Origin of the sequence: Photorhabdus kayaii, from assembly GCF_025384895.1 — a bacterium.
Classification (GTDB): Bacteria; Pseudomonadota; Gammaproteobacteria; order Enterobacterales; family Enterobacteriaceae; genus Photorhabdus; species Photorhabdus kayaii.
The window spans coordinates 12,891-29,789 of sequence record NZ_JAJAFZ010000057.1; the positions used below are offsets into that span (position 1 = coordinate 12,891).

Annotated in this window: 14 protein-coding genes, 1 tRNA gene and 1 pseudogene; 6 read left to right on the top strand and 10 right to left on the bottom strand. The window is 39.3% G+C overall.

Annotation, left to right across the window (positions count from 1 at the left end; genetic code table 11):
* Nucleotides 1–10 precede the first annotated feature (10 nt).
* From LGZ98_RS17935 to vapB, 6 genes and pseudogenes are all read right to left on the bottom strand, one after another.
* A complete protein-coding gene (locus LGZ98_RS17935) occupies nt 11–1,342 on the bottom strand; it encodes an MATE family efflux transporter (protein ID WP_112894686.1) in 1,332 nt (443 codons plus the stop codon).
* A complete protein-coding gene (locus LGZ98_RS17940; RefSeq protein ID WP_158536516.1) occupies nt 1,335–2,402 on the bottom strand; it encodes a pyridoxal phosphate-dependent aminotransferase in 1,068 nt (355 codons plus the stop codon). The genes LGZ98_RS17935 and LGZ98_RS17940 overlap by 8 nt, the downstream gene beginning before the upstream one ends.
* Before the next feature lies 1 nt (nt 2,403).
* On the bottom strand, nt 2,404–2,778 hold the full coding sequence (locus LGZ98_RS17945) for a cupin domain-containing protein (RefSeq protein WP_112894688.1): 375 nt from the start codon (nt 2,776–2,778) through the stop codon (nt 2,404–2,406).
* A gap of 7 nt (nt 2,779–2,785) precedes the next feature.
* The gene (locus LGZ98_RS17950) at nt 2,786–3,769 is read right to left on the bottom strand and encodes a class I SAM-dependent methyltransferase (RefSeq protein ID WP_113041732.1); all 984 of its coding nucleotides are present in this window, start codon (nt 3,767–3,769) and stop codon (nt 2,786–2,788) included.
* Nucleotides 3,770–4,173: 404 nt separating this feature from the next.
* Complete coding sequence (locus LGZ98_RS17955; protein ID WP_275658241.1) at nt 4,174–4,380, bottom strand: PIN domain-containing protein; 207 nt, start codon at nt 4,378–4,380, stop codon at nt 4,174–4,176.
* Nucleotides 4,373–4,615 (bottom strand): annotated as a pseudogene (gene vapB / locus LGZ98_RS17960) (type II toxin-antitoxin system VapB family antitoxin). Before vapB ends, LGZ98_RS17955 begins: the two are co-directional and overlap by 8 nt.
* Nucleotides 4,616–5,105: 490 nt before the next feature.
* Here vapB and LGZ98_RS17965 point away from each other — a divergent pair.
* Complete coding sequence (locus tag LGZ98_RS17965; RefSeq protein ID WP_315901999.1) at nt 5,106–6,050, top strand: formamidase; 945 nt, start codon at nt 5,106–5,108, stop codon at nt 6,048–6,050.
* A 128-nt stretch (nt 6,051–6,178) separates the two neighbouring features.
* Here the strand turns inward: LGZ98_RS17965 and ybfF are convergent, their stop codons facing one another.
* The gene (gene ybfF, locus LGZ98_RS17970; protein WP_113041733.1) at nt 6,179–6,970 is read right to left on the bottom strand and encodes an esterase; all 792 of its coding nucleotides are present in this window, start codon (nt 6,968–6,970) and stop codon (nt 6,179–6,181) included.
* A 461-nt stretch (nt 6,971–7,431) separates the two neighbouring features.
* On the opposite strand from ybfF, the gene LGZ98_RS17975 reads away from it, so the two are divergent.
* Nucleotides 7,432–8,685 (top strand): dicarboxylate/amino acid:cation symporter, encoded by a 1,254-nt coding sequence (locus LGZ98_RS17975; protein ID WP_113041734.1) that lies wholly within the window; start codon nt 7,432–7,434, stop codon nt 8,683–8,685.
* 230 nt (nt 8,686–8,915) lie between these two features.
* Here LGZ98_RS17975 and LGZ98_RS17980 read toward each other — a convergent pair.
* Nucleotides 8,916–8,990: transfer RNA gene (locus tag LGZ98_RS17980), tRNA-Arg, on the bottom strand.
* 189 nt (nt 8,991–9,179) lie between these two features.
* On the opposite strand from LGZ98_RS17980, the gene mlaA reads away from it, so the two are divergent.
* On the top strand, nt 9,180–9,932 hold the full coding sequence (gene mlaA / locus LGZ98_RS17985; protein WP_228901112.1) for a phospholipid-binding lipoprotein MlaA: 753 nt from the start codon (nt 9,180–9,182) through the stop codon (nt 9,930–9,932).
* 77 nt (nt 9,933–10,009) lie between these two features.
* Here the strand turns inward: mlaA and fadL are convergent, their stop codons facing one another.
* Nucleotides 10,010–11,338 carry a long-chain fatty acid transporter FadL gene (fadL, locus tag LGZ98_RS17990; RefSeq protein ID WP_113041736.1) on the bottom strand — a complete coding sequence of 443 codons (1,329 nt, stop codon included), beginning with the start codon at nt 11,336–11,338 and terminating at the stop codon, nt 10,010–10,012.
* 582 nt (nt 11,339–11,920) lie between these two features.
* Between fadL and fadI the strand changes: the two genes are divergently transcribed.
* The 3 genes from fadI (at nt 11,921) to sixA (ending at nt 16,154) form a co-directional block, all read left to right on the top strand.
* Nucleotides 11,921–13,231 carry an acetyl-CoA C-acyltransferase FadI gene (gene fadI, locus LGZ98_RS17995; protein WP_113041737.1) on the top strand — a complete coding sequence of 437 codons (1,311 nt, stop codon included), beginning with the start codon at nt 11,921–11,923 and terminating at the stop codon, nt 13,229–13,231.
* Complete coding sequence (fadJ, locus tag LGZ98_RS18000; protein ID WP_228901111.1) at nt 13,231–15,414, top strand: fatty acid oxidation complex subunit alpha FadJ; 2,184 nt, start codon at nt 13,231–13,233, stop codon at nt 15,412–15,414. Before fadI ends, fadJ begins: the two co-directional genes overlap by 1 nt.
* A gap of 257 nt (nt 15,415–15,671) precedes the next feature.
* Nucleotides 15,672–16,154 carry a phosphohistidine phosphatase SixA gene (sixA, locus tag LGZ98_RS18005; protein ID WP_112876303.1) on the top strand — a complete coding sequence of 161 codons (483 nt, stop codon included), beginning with the start codon at nt 15,672–15,674 and terminating at the stop codon, nt 16,152–16,154.
* 20 nt (nt 16,155–16,174) lie between these two features.
* On the opposite strand, the gene smrB is transcribed toward sixA, so the two are convergent.
* Nucleotides 16,175–16,708, bottom strand: coding sequence for an endonuclease SmrB (gene smrB / locus LGZ98_RS18010; protein WP_112876302.1), 534 nt, complete (start codon nt 16,706–16,708; stop codon nt 16,175–16,177).
* Between the last annotated feature and the right edge of the window lie 191 nt (nt 16,709–16,899).

Here is a 16,899-nt window from a genome sequence, read left to right on the forward strand (position 1 = left end):
TATACACACCTTAGCAGTCAGCGGATTTAGGAAACTTAGCAGGAACCCAACTTTCTTTTAACCAAATAATCAGCATGAATATTGATTCAATTAAACGATACACGAGAAACGAAAACCATAGTATTTCAATGCCATGATTTTTGAAAAGACAAAGATAAATAGCTAACGGTATGAAAAAAAACCACTGCAATGGCACAGTAACCATTGTCAACTGCCGGTTGAAACCTGCTCCAAACATAGAGAATTTTAATATTTGAGCAAAAACCTCAGAAAAAACAAACAATACCGTTATTTTAAACAATCCTATATAATTATTTACTATAAAATTATCTTTTATGAATAAACCCATAATGTAATGTGGATTTATCAAAATGAAGAGTTGAATAGTGAATATTCCAAAGCCTAACTTTACTGCAATATTACCCCACGATTTAGCATCCTTATATTTATTTGCTCCAAGAGATCGACTCACATAAACCGCAGAAGCCATTCCCATTCCGATTAACGGTGTGATGCTTAGCAGCATAAGATTATTGAGAACTGTTATCACTGCCAAAGCGGAAGAATTCATTTGGCTAGCAATAATGAACATGACTGCAAACCCACCCGAAAAGAAGAGTTGCTGTATACCTGCATAGAAAGAAAGTTTTGATATCTCACCGATCTGTTCAAAAATTTTAGTAACTTTAAAAAAACGATATTTAGAATCTATAAAATATCCACTGAAATAAAACAAGCAGGCACCTATATAAAAAGCACAACATGTTCCCAATCCAGCACCTCTGATTCCATACCCTAAGGAAACGAGTGTAAAACCTATTAAGAAATTAAAAAAATAAGTAGAGAAGATTATTAATACACTCATTTTATTCTCACCGATCCCGCCATAGTAACCTCGAAAAGCCCTGACAATCCCTATAGCTGGAGCACCTAACACTAGAGCTTGAAGGTAAGTTATACAGTTAGAAGCTAAAACTTCATCATGAATAAACAGTGTTATGAATTTTGGGATAAAAAAACCTAAACCTATGATTGATATACCTAAAACTATAGCAACAAATATTGCACTATGAAGCGCATTAATACCTTGATTTATTTTTCCAGCACCAATGCTCTTACCAACTACAGTTTGAACGCTTATGGTTATACCAGTTACACAACTGGTCATTATCGAGAAAATAAATCCGCAAAGACCAACAGCGGCGATGGCATTCATGCCGATCTTACCTACAATGAACATATCAATAATGCTATTTAAGCTTTGTGAAAGCATAAGCAAAATAAAAGGGAAGGCAGTAATTAAAACTTGCTGATATGATTTGAAGTTAATTCTGCTATTCATTCACATCACCAGATTGGTTTTCTTCACAAGAAGTAATATCTAATAAAAATAAAAGGCAATCGACATCTTTTTTATTGCTTACTGACGCTCGTATCCAACCTGGGAGTCCAAAAAGACCACAATCACGAACCATAACTCCAAATTTTTCTGCCTTTATAAGAAAATCAGTATTTCCCATAGGGGGTTTAAAACATACAAAGTTAGTAGAGGATGGTATATATGTCACCTCAGACTTACTAAATGATAATTCAATAGTGGATATTAACTTTTTCACTGTTCTTACATTGATGGATAAAATATCACTGGCAAGAACTTCAGAAGCCATCCTTTGAGCGAAACGGTTTATTCTAAATGGCAAGGCGAGAGCAGTTAAGGAGACAGCATGAATTAAATCTTTAGGGCCTACCGCAAAACCCACCCGTAATCCAGCAAGGCCATATGCTTTGGAAAAAGTCCGCAACACAATAGCCCTTCCACCATTCGCTATATATTTTAGAATAGAGTTCTTATTTTCATCAGAAAATTGAATATAAGCCTCATCAATGATGGGGATAACTCTTTTATCATTCATTATCTCAATGAAATTGATAACTTCATCTACGCTTACTATACTTCCAGTCGGATTGTGAGGGTTGCATAAATAAGCAAGAATAACATCGCTAGCAATATTTTTCTGATAATTATCAATACTACACCTCATATCATTTAAAGGAACGTATATAACATTTCCCCCGACAATTTTTGCTGATGTCTCATAACCGGGAAATGTGGCCTCACTGGTCAATATAGTCTTTTTGTTTTTTAAAAAAGTTAAACTTAAGAGAAGAATTATTTCATCTATACCATTTCCTAAAACCACCATATCAGGTGAAACTCTACAGTGATAGGATATTTTGTTTTTTAGATCTGTATTTCCTGGATCTGGATGGATACTAATCTTTTTAAATTCATTTAAAAAAACATGATTAAGATTAAGTAAGTTATTGCTATCACTTTCGTTCAAATGTAGTCGATGAGATATATGGGTATCACTGGTGTTGAAATCCATATTTTTATTCATTTCAAACCTCCTTGGAACCATATAATATGCCAAAGCAGTAACATCCCTTACTAGCCTTTCTTGTAATGAATTGATGCTCTATTCCAGCTGGTACATGAATAACACTAGGAGAGGAGTATGTCTTTGTTTCTCCATTTATTGTTACATCAATGACAGCTTCGTTTGGCTCAGGAGAAATTAGGAAATATATTTCATCAACTTCATGTTTGTGTAATGCGGCGACAGGTTTATTCACTAACTCTGATATATCGCCGCCTGCAAGCTCGAAAGGTACACCCCCGAACATTTCTTTAGTTATAAAGAAGGGAACCTTGTTCTCATGACCTACGACAGATTTCATTACCGGTAGATTTTGTGCGCAATTATAAAAATCCATATAAGCCTCACTTCAGAGTGAAAAGGTAAGTGTTAGGAACATTCAAATATTGAATTTTTTCAATTTCAAAACCAGCTTTGGAGAAGAAATCTATGTACTCTTCTTTCTTGTAAATCCTTATATTCATAAAGTGATGCACGAATTCAAAACCATAAGTAAATATGGGAGTTTCTTTGGTGATTGTATTTTCATCTGACATAAAGGTATCTGCCAGGAGAAATCTTTTTGCTTTTGGGAAAGTCTTTTGTAATGTTCGAAGAACGTCCACAGGATCTTTGATGTTAAACAAATCATGCAGCATCATGAAGGAAATTACTGTATCAACAGTTTCGAATGTGGCTATTAATGAAGCATCATCGGTAGCTTCCATTACGTTCTGATTAACCACACAAATTCTGTCATCCATAGAATTATTTCTTATATTAATTTCAGCAGCTTCAATAGCTTTATGGCTTATATCAATACCTAAGCCCGTTACTTTGTTAAAAATCTTACAAATGTCGATTAAAGCTCCAGCTGCACCACAACCTAAATCTACTATTTTACTTATATTTAGTCTTTTTAATTCCTTAATTATTGTATTCCACATGTATTCACGATTTGCTTGCCGAGATCCTAACGCTACGTTAGCTCCATCAATCAGACTATATAATGAATTATTTTTCTCATCTTTGAGGTCTGTAAAGTTTCGCATGAAATTCCCATAGCCACCTATAGACCAAGTGAAAAATCCAACATTTTTCCTCATATCCATGCCTAATGGAGTCAGGCTAATTTTCCCTTCATCAGAATCAACAAAAAAACCAAATTTTGTTGAGAATGAAATAAGGGATTCAATTATTTTTATTTTTCGGTTGTCAAAATTTTTTTCTTTCAGAATAGACTTATCGAATGAAGAGTTGCTTCCGAATAATTCAAATATACCTTCTTTCTCAAGGTGGTAACATAGGTTGGAGCCAATATAACCATTAAATAAATTTGATGCCAACATGGTGATTTTCCTTATTCATTGCATATAATGTCAATTGAAAAAGCTAAAGCATTACACAACAACATGGTATGCCAATAACTAATCATATTGTTCTACAGATCTATATTGCAACAATTTGGAATGGGATAAATAAGAAAGAAATAAAAGCAGCGGATATTGCCTTTTATTTATTAAAAGATCATGATTCCTCTCACTATTTGCCCAATTCCATCTTGAATATTCATACATTATACGTATAGAAATGTAAAGTTTTTTATTGGTTAAATCATGTTGTGACATGTAATTTATTGATAATATTAAGTATTTTTGTGGTTATTATCATTGAGGTTGGCGGTTTTTCTTAACGAATTGGCAAACAGGGTTGATGATTTGTCCTTGATTTAGGGTTTTGTTATTAAATAGAGTTAATTATAAAGGGCGGATTCGACTAATAACTGCCAAATTTCTCTCAGGATTTCCACTTTTTTCAGCCCCAAAAAAATCAGTTCTGCCAACGTGATCGTAGAAATAGCCATGTGGTCTGTATTCTTATTGAATTTAGGCGGAATGGATTGAGGGCGCTTTTTTATCGCGAAAATCACTATATTAGTATCGAGCAGATACTTAATCATCGAAAGATTCTCTTTCACTTGTTACTTGATCAGGACGTTCAGGTAAAAATCGTCAGTTACAGATTGATCAGACAGGAAAAAACTATCCTATGTATTTTGTATGGGCGCAATAATTCGTTCCTTGCCTCTTGACCTAACAGTAACTTCTTTTACATTATCAGGGATAACGGAGATCTGCGGGTAACCTCACATTCTGAGTTCGGTTGCTCATAAAAACTTTACTTTGATATATCATGGCACACCTCTTTAATTATTGCTATATATCACGAATATATAGCATAAAATCAAATATAGACAAGGTTTATGGTGACTGATTGCTGATGGTTAACATGTTGTAAAGGCCAAACAGATCGTTTGGGATCTTTTTATAACTCCTCATATCGCTTAAACCGGATTGAGTTCCTTCAAAGTGTTCGACTATTTTGCAAAGTTATTCAGGACAAATTAACCCTACTATTAATAGCGGTACTCTTTACTACAAAGTTATTAATTTTCTTATTTAATGTTACAGATCGCATTTTTGTGAACAAAAGAGACGCTATTATGCATTAGTGAAATCGCTTAACGACGGGTAAAGATAACGTTCTATTTGTCTGTATAACGATGAAACTTGTCATTCAATTTTAATAACTACTATTCATTCAGAGGTCTTTATGGGCAGTACCGGAAGTGTCAGTGCGTGGGATGAAGCGTTATTAATTGCCGCTATTTAATATCCTGTTCCTATTATTAAGGGGCCTGAAGATATTCAGGTTCAAGTGCAGCAGATCTGTAAAACAATCGATTCAACTAAAGCCGGTTATCCTGACTTGGATTTTATTGTATTTCCTGAATATTCCGCTCAGGGATTAAATACCAAGATCTGGACTTATGATGAAATGTTATTATCGCTGGACGGTCCAGAAGTTGACTGTTTTCGTCGAGCTTGTATTCGCAACGATATCTGGGGTGTGTTTTCAGTAATGGAACATAATGAAGATCCGTCGCAGCCACCTTATAATACTGCGATAATTATTAACAGCAACGGTGAGATTGTATTGCATTACCGCAAGTTGCAGCCTTGGGTGCCGATTGAACCCTGGATGCCGGGTAATTTGGGCATGCCGGTTTGTGAGGGGCCTAAAGGTTCAAAGCTGGCGGTGTGTATTTGTCACGATGGTATGTTTCCAGAATTGGCGCGCGAAGCTGCCTATAAAGGCTGTAACGTTTTTATCCGTATTTCCGGTTATTCTACCCAAGTCAACGACCAATGGATCTGGACTAATCGCACTAATGCTTGGCAGAACTTAATGTATACCGTATCGGTTAATCTGGCAGGCTACGATGAGGTATTTTATTATTTCGGTGAAGGTACGATTTGTAATTATGACGGTAACATTATCCAGCAAGGGCAGCGTAATCCGTGGGAAATTGTCACTGCTGAGCTGTTCCCGCGTTTGGCGGATAAGGCTCGTGAGAACTGGGCGTTAGAGAACAGTATTTTTAATCTTGGTTGTCGAGGTTATGTTGGTAAACCTGGAGGAGAGAGAGCTAATTATTTGACTTGGGTGCGTGATTTAGCAAACGGTGAATATAAACTACCTTGGGATGAAAATATCCGTATTCGTGATGGCTGGAAATATTATCCAGAAGGTGTGAAATTGGGGCCATTACCGAAAATTGATAAGTAAGCTGAGAGACTGATATTGATGGGCTACCATGCAGTCATCAACGGTGGAGAGGGCGATGATCACTTGATAGCCGCGGCGATTTCGAAGTTCAGTGAGTTTGATACTTTTATCGCTAATTAACCGGTTTCCTACATTAATTCCGTATTGGTATTAAGAAAACGATGAATTGCCTTTAACACTGCGTCTGGTTTTTCTGCGTGAACCCAGTGATCGCAACCGGCGATAACCCAAGCTTTGGCTTGTGGAAATTGTCTGGTGATATCATTCCGGTACTCTTCCTGGACATAAGAGGAGAGGCTGCCACGAATAAACAGGGCAGGGCGAGGCCATGTAGGGATTTCTTGCCAGCCGATGATCTTTTCATACTGGTTAATTAATACCGGTAAATTGAATTTCCATTCCCCCTGATGGAATGATTTCAGTAAAAACTGAATGACACTTTCTTCCTGAATATTTTCTCGCATAATCTTAGCAGCGTCTTGACGGGATTTAACTCCGGCTTCTGTCACTTTGTTCAGTGCGGTAAAAATTTGGTCATGACGGCGAATCTGATAGGCAACGGGAGCTATATCAATAAGAATAATTTTTTCTATCCGCTCTGGTGCTAATGCGGTCATTGCCATCGCGATCTTACCGCCCATTGAATGACCAATAATAAGGGTGGACTGAATTTGCAGATGATCCAGCAGGGAAATAACATCTTGTGCCATATCGTGGTAATCCATGTTATTTGCCCGTGGAGATAGACCATGATTGCGTACATCGACTTGAATGACGGGATAGTATTGCTGCAAATCACGAGCCAAAACCCCAAGATTATTGAGATCACCGAATAACCCATGGATTAATACCACAGGGGTAGAAGAGAGCGGATTTTCCGGTATCTGCATATGGTAATTTAACGGGTTGTCTAATTTCATGATGAGAATTGTTTTCTTTCAGGTATTGATATCATGCTGTGTATATTGTTGCTTAAATTATAAAAAAGCAACCAGGCTGTACAATTATAGTTAATAATCTCTTATGATTACATCGTTCTCAAAATGTTCATGTATCAAAAACTTGTTAATTTTTTTTATGGTAATACTTAATGGATTGAAAAATAAACGTTATTCGAGTAAATAATATTTTTAAATGGAAAGTTTTAAATAACTTGTGAGATGATTATTGGTTCAATCATCTTAGTGAGGTTATTGATTGTGTGTTTATGTGATCTGTATCTTAAAAAATTGTGTGTTAATTTTAATTTTTTGTGAAAAAATAATGAAAATTTGCTTTATGTTTTATTAAATAAAGGTATAAAGTACATTTAACAAAAACTACATCGTTCTAATAAGAATAAATAGAATCTGATTTATACTATGGATTAGGGAATTAAGAAGTGAAGAAAAATTTACTAAAGAGTCTTTATTTTCAAGTTTTGCTCGCAATAACTATCGGTATACTTCTGGGGCATTTCTATCCAGAGCTTGGTACAGAAATGAAGCCATTAGGTGATGGATTTGTTAAATTAATCAAAATGGTTATTGCTCCTGTTATTTTCTGTACGGTTGTAACCGGCATTGCAGGTATGGAAAGTATGAAAGCTGTTGGTAAAACGGGTGCTATTGCACTGGTGTATTTTGAAATAGTTAGCACAATTGCTTTGATTATTGGGCTAATTGTTGTCAATGTTATGCAGCCTGGCGCTGGGATGAATATTGATCCCTCTACGTTAGATGTTAAAGCGGTATCCCTATATGCGGAGAAGGCTGCTGAACAAGGGATAATAGCATTTTTACTTGATGTTATTCCTGCCAGTGTCATTGGGGCGTTTGCCAGTGGTAATATTTTGCAGGTCTTATTATTTGCTGTGTTATTTGGTTTTGCACTTCATCGTTTAGGAGAGAAAGGGAAATCAATCTTTAATATTATTGATGGTTTTTCGCATGTTATTTTCGGTATTATCAATATGATAATGCGATTGGCTCCTTTAGGCGCTTTTGGTGCAATGGCATTTACCATCGGTAAATATGGTATTGGTACGTTGGTACAATTAGGACAATTAATAGTTTGCTTTTATATCACCTGTATTCTTTTTGTCATATTTGTTTTAGGGACAATCGCAAAAGCGACAGGATTTAGTATATTCCGGTTTATTAATTACATTAAAGAAGAGTTATTGATTGTATTGGGAACATCATCTTCTGAATCTGCATTGCCACGTATGTTAGATAAAATGGAGAAAGTGGGATGCCAGAAATCTGTTGTTGGATTGGTGATACCGACGGGATATTCCTTTAATCTGGATGGTACCTCCATTTACCTGACAATGGCTGCGGTATTTATTGCTCAAGCAACAAATACTCATATGGATATTGTGCATCAAATAACGCTATTGGTTGTATTACTTTTATCTTCTAAAGGTGCTGCTGGCGTAACAGGTAGTGGGTTTATTGTATTAGCTGCGACAATTTCTGCTGTTGGGCATTTACCACTAGCAGGGCTGGCATTAATACTGGGAATAGATCGTTTCATGTCAGAAGCCAGAGCTTTAACGAATCTAATTGGTAATGGTGTTGCGACGATTGTGGTCGCGAAACGTTGTCGTCAGCTTGATGAAGGCAAATTACACGAAGTGCTAAATGCCAAATAAGTAAGTTTTTATCTATTCGATGACCAATTAATAAAACAATGCCGGCTCTGTGTCGGCATGAATTCTAATCAATGAAGACCAGCAGCAATTCATACTATTCTCCCGCTGATATGCATACAGTGTGACTATTACCCCCGCGTTAGAGCTTATTCCAATTTAGTTCGATTTAGTATGATTGCTTGCTGTTATTGGGTTTTTAGTGGATTTGTTTAGGTGGGTTTAGTTTAGGGTGGCGTCCCCTGCTGGAATCGAACCAGCAATTAGCCCTTAGGAGGGGCTTGTTATATCCATTTAACTAAGGGGACGTAGCTTTATTATAACGGCTTTTCATTCATAATATAAGGCGCTATAAACTGTTTGCCTATTTAATGATCGCTTGAATTGAGTACCATTCAAGTTGGATTGTCAGTAATATTTACATTATTGATGATCATCGGCGAGTCGAGCAACAAACTGATTTGCCGGATCTAGAAGGTTATTATTTGGAGAGATGTATGAAGTATCGTTTGGGCGGAATCGCTCTTACAGCTGTATTACTCGTGGGATGTGCTAATTCATCTGATACTGTTGAACAGGGGCGTTCAGACCCATTGGAAGGTTTTAACCGTACAATGTTCAACTTTAATTATGATGTTCTTGACCCTTATGTTTTACGTCCAGTCGCGGTAGCGTGGCACGATTATGTGCCGATGCCCGCTCGAAATGGTTTGGGTAATTTTCTGAGTAATCTCGAAGAGCCGGCTAGTATGGTAAACAGTTTCTTGCGGGGTAACCCATATCAGGGGATGAAACATTTTAATCGTTTTTTCCTGAATACCATTTTGGGTATGGGGGGGCTGATTGATGTTGCAACGATGGCAAACCCTAAATTGGCAAAAGAAGAGCCAAAACGCTTTGGGAGTACCCTAGGCTATTATAAGGTGGGATATGGTCCTTATGTTGTATTACCGGGCTATGGCAGTTTCACCCTACGTGATGAAGGGGGAAATTGGGCGGATATGACTTATCCAATGCTGAGTTATCTGACTATTTGGATGTCAGCCGGCAAGTGGGCATTTGAAGGTATTGAAACCCGTGCTCGTTTACTGGATTCTGATGGCTTGTTGAAGAACTCATCAGATCCTTATTTGATGATGCGTGAGGCTTATTTCCAGAGCCATGATTTTATGGCAAGCGGTGGTAAGCTGGAAGCCACGAAAAATCCGAATGCGGAAGCATTACAGGATGATTTGGATAGTATTGATTGATAGTCGTTATTTGATTGTTAACTTTGTAGATAAAAAAGGATAGCAGTGGAGCTATCCTTTTTTAGGGCTGCATATTATTAGAATGCGTAGTTGAAGTTCACACCGTAAAGCCAAGCAGAACCTTTAGCTTCGAATTCATATGGTACGTTAGTTGGATCAGATTTGTTTTCAGATAATCTCTCTTTGACAGTGACTTTCTGACCATGCATATAAGAAACACCTACATCAACAGAAGCATCTTTGTTAAATGCGTAAGTTGCACCCGCGCTCAGCCAGAAACGATCTTGATCTGGAATAGAGATAGAACGGTTTTCTGCAGGGATCGGGCTGTCATCAAAGGCGATACCCGTGCGGAATGTCCAATTGTCATCGTGATAATAAGTTGTACCTAAAGCGATACGGTAGGCATCTTTGAAGCCTTCATGTTTACTAAACAGGACGGAGCCGTCTTTTTTGCTAGTCCCTTTCAGTTCGTCAAACTCACTCCACCCTGCATACGCCAGGCTATAGTGGATAGCCCATTTAGGTGCTACACGGTTATAACCAGAAACTTCCCAGATATCTGGCAGCTTGAGATCCAATTTACCGCCAATGGTTTGACCGCCGGTAGCAGGTAAATGCACTCCCGCTTTTTCCATCATTTTACCTACCTGAACAGGTACGTCATTCTTATAATCACCGTCTTTAAACTTAATTTTAACTTTAGAACGGTAAGTCAAGCTGTAACGGTTATTTTCATCCACTTCATACATGATGCCGGCGTTCCAGCCATAACCCCAATCTTTGCCTTCTAGGTTAGCAACTTCATCTGTTGGGTTTATGGCGCCTCGCAGTTTCTGCGACAGAATACCTGCATGACGGACAATTTTTGCATCCGCATAAACAGCGTTCAGCCCTAAACCAAAGCTAAAGTGATCATTCAGACGATAAGCACCGCTCAGATTGAAGTTCAACGTTGTCAGGTCAGTTTTACCGCCGATGGGGCCTGCTTCATAGTTATTGCTAAAATTGGTTGCCAGGCCGAAATTGGTGGTGACCGAAGTACCAACAAACCATTGATCATCGATTGGCATAATGAAATGTAGGTTAGGTATCCAAGCGGTAGGAGCAATATTTTTAGCGTTAGTACTTTTGCCCGTTATTGGGGATTTACCGGTAATGTCAACATCAGGGTTGATATAGACAGCACCAATGGAAAATGATGGGCGATCAAACAGCGTCATTGCTGCTGGGTTACGACTTCCTACCGTTGCGTTATCAGCAACAACGCCTTCCCCGGAAAAAGCACGGCCCAAAGCCGAAGTAGAAAATTCATTTAACTGGAAACCAGCAGCGCCAGCATTCGATGAAATTATTGCCACTGCAACCGCTAATGCTGAACGGGTGAACAGGTTTTTCTGGTTCATAACCAAAACCCTCTTGTTTATTATTTAACTATGCCACTTATCTTAGCAAGGAGCGCAGGATTGTAGGGTCGGTTTGTCTCAATGACAAATCAGACCAGTTGTGAAGTATAGGTCTGATAACAGTTGGTGTTGCAAGGATGTTTTTAAAATATTACCAAGTTGATATCAAAAACGCGACTCAGTTAACAAAAAAATGATTTTTGATATTAATAAAAACGTTTAAAAATGATTTTTTAAGATCAAATTTCGGCAGATAAATATATTTTAAGAGGTAGAACGAGTTTTCCGGTAGTTAAGAGAGATAAGATATTAAAATTCATTATGAATATTTGAGTAATGAAATTATGACTGATGTAATAAGCCAATTTCGCACAAAAGCTTGCGAACATGTTCGAATAAGCATTGAAACCATTTAGCTATTAAATAAATTAAAGTTGCGCTTCCTCTCATTTTTGGTTTATTCAGGTTTGCTATTTATAAACATTACGCTAACAATGATCTGTCAGGTCAGACCTGTCCAGGTTGGTTGAAGAGTTTTTTCAGTAATTTGATTCAGTTAACGATAATCTTTCAGGAGCCGTTATGAGTCGTCCTTTAACACAAGTGACACATCAAGGTGATCGTATCGCCATTGTCAGTGGGCTACGCATTCCATTTGCTAAACAGGCAACATCGTATCACGACATACCGGCTGTGGATTTGGGTAAATTAGTCGTCAGCGAACTTGTGACAAGGAGTGGTTTACTCCCTGAAAAGATTGACCAACTGGTGTTTGGGCAAGTAGTGCAAATGCCTGAAGCGCCGAATATTGCCCGTGAAATCGTTCTCGGTACTGGGTTAAGTGTGAGTACTGATGCTTACAGTGTATCCCGTGCATGTGCCACTAGTTTCCAGGCGATTGCTAATGTGGCTGAAAGCATTATGGCTGGCACGGTGAATATCGGGATTGCTGGTGGAGCAGATTCCTCGTCTGTATTGCCGATTGGTGTGACTAAATCCTTGGCTCGTACTCTGGTTGAGATGAATAAGGCTAAAACGCTATCGCAACGTCTTAAGTTATTTAGCCGCCTTAAATTTCGTGATTTATTGCCTGTATCTCCGGCGGTAGCGGAATATTCGACAGGTCTGCGTATGGGAGATACCGCGGAACAGATGGCGAAGACTTACCGTATCAGTCGAGAAGATCAGGATGCATTAGCACATCGCTCCCATATTCTGGCAGCAAAAGCTTGGGAACAGGGATTGTTGGTTGATGAAGTCATGACAGCTCACTTCCCTCCATACCGTGAAGCATTGCTTGAAGATAATAATATTCGTAAAAATTCTGTATTGACCTCTTATGCGAAGCTGCGTCCGGCATTTGACCGTAAGTACGGCACGGTCACTGCTGCAAACAGTACACCGCTGACGGATGGTGCAGCGGCGGTCATATTGATGAGTGAATCAGTGGCTAAGGCGTTGGGAATAAAACCGCTTGGTTATCTGCGTAGCTATGCATTCTCAGCCATTGATGTCTGGCAAGATATGTTATTAGGGCCGTCATACGCCACGCCAATAGCGCTCGATCGTGCAGGTATTACACTGAAAGATCTAACTTTAATCGATATGCATGAAGCTTTTGCGGCTCAGACACTAGCAAACCTGAAAATGTTTGCCAGTGATGAATTTGCTCGTAATAAATTAGGGCGTGCTCAGGCAATTGGTGAAGTCGATATGGACAAATTTAATGTCTTAGGGGGTTCAATCGCTTATGGGCACCCATTTGCAGCAACAGGAGCTCGTATGGTGACGCAGGTATTGAATGAGTTGCGTCGTCGTGGCGGTGGCCTTGGGCTGACAACCGCTTGTGCTGCTGGCGGGTTGGGCACAGCTATGGTATTGGAGGTGGAATAATGACTCAGGCTCAGCATAATGCTGCACCCATCACTACGGGTACAAACCAAACTGCTTCTGTTTTCAGTTTTGATGTCAGGCCAGATAAGATCGGCATTATCACCATTAATGTACCGGGAGAAAAGGTAAATACGCTGAAAGCCGATTTTGTTGATCAATTTCTGAATGTTTTCAAGCAAGCTCAGCAGTCTTCTGGTCTTAAAGGATTAATATTGATTTCCGGTAAGCCGGATACGTTTATTGCTGGTGCTGATATTTCTATGATTGCCGGATGTAAGACCAAAGAAGATGCGCGAGATTTGGCTGAAAAGGGTCAGAAACTATTTTCTCAGATAGCCAATTACCCCTTGCCTGTCGTAGCAGCAATTCATGGCGCTTGTTTGGGGGGCGGTTTGGAATTGGCGCTTGCATGTCATTGGCGTGTATGTTCACAGGATGATAAAACTCGTCTTGGATTACCGGAAGTTCAACTTGGGTTATTACCCGGCTCTGGTGGTACTCAGCGGTTGCCAAGGCTTATTGGTGTTAGTTCAGCGTTGGATATCATTCTGACAGGTAAACAGCTACGGGCGAAACAGGCATTACGGCTCGGATTGGTGGATGATGCTGTGCCGTTGGATATTCTGCTAGACATTGCTATCGAAAAAGTCAAAAAAGGTATTCCTGTGCGTAAGCCTTTGCCGTGGCAACAGCGGCTATTAGTTGGCCCCGTGGGAAGATACTTTTTGTTTAATATCGTTCGTAAAAAGACACTGGCGAAAACTCGTGGTCATTATCCTGCACCTGAACGAATTATTGAAGTTGTCAAAGAAGGTCTTGAAAAAGGCATGAGCCAGGGTTTACGGGCTGAGGCGGTGGCATTTGGTGAACTGGCAATGACACGGGAGTCTGCTGCTTTACGTAATCTGTTTTTTGCTGCAACTTCGTTGAAGAATGAAACGGGGTCATCAGAGAAGCCTGCGGAGATCAAGCGCGTTGGTATATTAGGTGGTGGTTTGATGGGCGGAGGCATTGCGAATGTAACAGCCACCCGTGGCAAACTACCGGTGCGGATTAAAGATATTAATGAAAAGGGCATTAGCCAGGTATTGAAATATACTTGGGATTTGTTGTCCAAGCGGGTGAAGCAAAAACGACTACGCCCGGCAGAGCGTGCTCAACAAATGATGCTAATTTCAGGAACAGTAGATTATCGTGGTTTCGCACAAACCGATATTGTTGTTGAAGCAGTGTTTGAGGATTTGCCACTAAAACAGCAAATGGTGGCAGAAATTGAAACAAATGCTAAACCAAAAACCATATTTGCATCTAATACATCTTCACTACCTATCCATCAGATTGCTGAAAAAGCCCAACGACCAGAGCAGGTTATTGGTCTGCATTATTTTAGTCCAGTGGATAAGATGCCGCTGGTGGAAGTTATTCCACATCAAGGGACCAGTGAGAAAACGATTGCTACAGCCGTTGCTTTGGTGAAGAAACAGGGTAAAACCGCTATCGTGGTAGGTGATAAAGCCGGGTTTTATGTAAACCGGATTCTTGTCCCTTATATTAGTGAAGCCGCGCATTGCCTGGTAGCAGGAGAACCTATCGACCATATCGATGGAGCACTGGTTAATTTTGGTTTTCCGGTAGGGCCGATTAATTTATTGGATGAAGTAGGTATTGATGTTGGCACCAAAATCATGCCGATTCTGGTAGAACAACTAGGTCTGCGTTTTGCTGCACCTGAGTCTCTCGATGCTGTACTGAAAGATGGTCGTAAGGGTAGGAAAAATGGCCGTGGTTTCTATTTATATGCCTCAAGGTCCAGAAAATTCTGGCAGTTTGGTAAGAAAGGCAAAAAAGTTGATAGCTCAGTTTATACCTTGCTAAATATAACACCTGAGTCGCACATGCTCTCGTCAGAAATTGCTCAACGTTGTGTGATGCTAATGCTTAATGAAGCTGTTCGTTGCTTGGATGAAGGCATTATCAGAAGTCCGCGTGATGGTGATATTGGGGCGGTATTTGGTATTGGTTTTCCGCCATTCTTTGGTGGTCCATTCCGTTATATTGATAGCCTTGGTTGTGCCAGAGTGGTGGAGATTCTGCGTAGGCTGGAAAGCCAGTATGGAGACAGATTTGTACCTTGTGAATGTTTAATAAAAATGGCTGAACAGAATAAAAGTTTTTATCCATAGTGGTGGCTTGTACTGTATTGATGAAAAGATGGATTCCGGCGCCGTGGGGCTCCGGAATTATATTAAGTGTTTTTGAATAAAAAAGATCTCTTTATAGGTTCAAACAATATCTATTGGGTTGTCGTTCAATCATTTTATTTGTTTTTGTTTTGAGTAGAATGCTTGTTCACCCTGTCTGAAATGTTTTTTGTAGAAACAATTTTTATTGTATAACTCAGAAGTAGGATAACTGCACTTACTCATTCATACGGTGGACTATGCAAATTTTTATTATGCGTCATGGTGACGCGGCTTTAGATGCAATTAGTGATGCTGCCCGGCAACTCACTCCTCGCGGTTGTGATGAATCGCAAAAAATGGCTTGTTGGTTAGCACAGCAAAAGCATCAGATTGATCTCGTATTGGTGAGTCCTTATATTCGCGCTGAACAAACGTTACAGATTGTTCGTAAATCCTTATCTTTGCCGGATGGTGAAGAGGTGTTGTTGGGATTAACGCCGTCAGGTGATGCGGCTACAGTGAGTAGTTATCTCCAGTTTCTTGCTGAACAAGGTCATAACGCTGTTTTAGTTGTCTCTCACTTACCATTAGTCAGCTACTTAGTTGCTGAGCTATGTCCGGCAGAAACACCACCGATGTTTGCAACTTCTGCAATGATATGCGTGGATTTAAACAGCCAGACTGGCAAAGGGACTCTTGCCTGGCAGGTCAGCCCGTCTCAATTGGTAGCAAAAGCCTAATAACTCAGCGGCGTATTGGCTCAAGGCTCATCAAGTTCGATAAGCATCAATAGTGCGGCGTTACCTCCCCATTCCTTTGGCGCTTGATGAAAGGCTATGATATCTGGGTGTTGGGCTAACCACAGCGGTGTTTGCTGTTTGAGAATGTGTTTTCCGTGGCCGTGCATGATACAAGCACAATAGACATGTTCACGACGGCAAGCAGCGATCAATGCTCCAATTTCCTGTTTGGCCTGCATTTGAGTTAATCCGTGTAAATCAAGAAACAGTTCTGGCGAATAGTCACCTCGACGTAATTTCTTCAATTCATAATGGTTTGTATCTTCCCTTACGTAACGCGTAGGGCCCTCGGTATCAAGGTTGGGCTGAAATTCATCAGAAAAATAGTAGCTGGCATCAATTTGCTCTTGCTGAATTCGTTCAGGGGCAATATAGCTGGTTTTTTTTCTTCTGGGAGAATGTAAGACGGTATCTTGGTTGATGCGTTTAGTGCCTGTTACCGATTGTTGAAATAAGTGAATCTCTTCCTCATTCAGGGAGTATTTATTTTTCATCATTGCTCAGTTGATTAAACCATTTTGTGACAAGTGTACTGCATCTTTTTAACTATTAAACCTGATTATGTTTAATAAAACCTGATTTTACCGAGTTTGTGGTTTAAAAATGCTGATAAGAAGGTATATCCAGATAGTTAATAAAATAATTTGACAATGACAGTTGGTTGGAAAATAAATGTATATATACC

What these genes read in the sequence shown, in the direction of transcription:
- LGZ98_RS17940 (WP_158536516.1), bottom strand. Translation starts at nt 2,402, where the DNA reads ATGAATAAAAATATGGATTTCAACACCAGTGATACCCATATATCTCAT.
- smrB (WP_112876302.1), bottom strand. Translation starts at nt 16,708, where the DNA reads ATGAAAAATAAATACTCCCTGAATGAGGAAGAGATTCACTTATTTCAA.
- LGZ98_RS17945 (WP_112894688.1), bottom strand. Translation starts at nt 2,778, where the DNA reads ATGGATTTTTATAATTGCGCACAAAATCTACCGGTAATGAAATCTGTC.
- fadI (WP_113041737.1), top strand. Translation starts at nt 11,921, where the DNA reads ATGAGTCGTCCTTTAACACAAGTGACACATCAAGGTGATCGTATCGCC.
- LGZ98_RS17955 (WP_275658241.1), bottom strand. Translation starts at nt 4,380, where the DNA reads ATGATTAAGTATCTGCTCGATACTAATATAGTGATTTTCGCGATAAAA.
- fadJ (WP_228901111.1), top strand. Translation starts at nt 13,231, where the DNA reads ATGACTCAGGCTCAGCATAATGCTGCACCCATCACTACGGGTACAAAC.
- fadL (WP_113041736.1), bottom strand. Translation starts at nt 11,338, where the DNA reads ATGAACCAGAAAAACCTGTTCACCCGTTCAGCATTAGCGGTTGCAGTG.
- mlaA (WP_228901112.1), top strand. Translation starts at nt 9,180, where the DNA reads ATGAAGTATCGTTTGGGCGGAATCGCTCTTACAGCTGTATTACTCGTG.
- ybfF (WP_113041733.1), bottom strand. Translation starts at nt 6,970, where the DNA reads ATGAAATTAGACAACCCGTTAAATTACCATATGCAGATACCGGAAAAT.
- sixA (WP_112876303.1), top strand. Translation starts at nt 15,672, where the DNA reads ATGCAAATTTTTATTATGCGTCATGGTGACGCGGCTTTAGATGCAATT.
- LGZ98_RS17950 (WP_113041732.1), bottom strand. Translation starts at nt 3,769, where the DNA reads ATGTTGGCATCAAATTTATTTAATGGTTATATTGGCTCCAACCTATGT.
- LGZ98_RS17935 (WP_112894686.1), bottom strand. Translation starts at nt 1,342, where the DNA reads ATGAATAGCAGAATTAACTTCAAATCATATCAGCAAGTTTTAATTACT.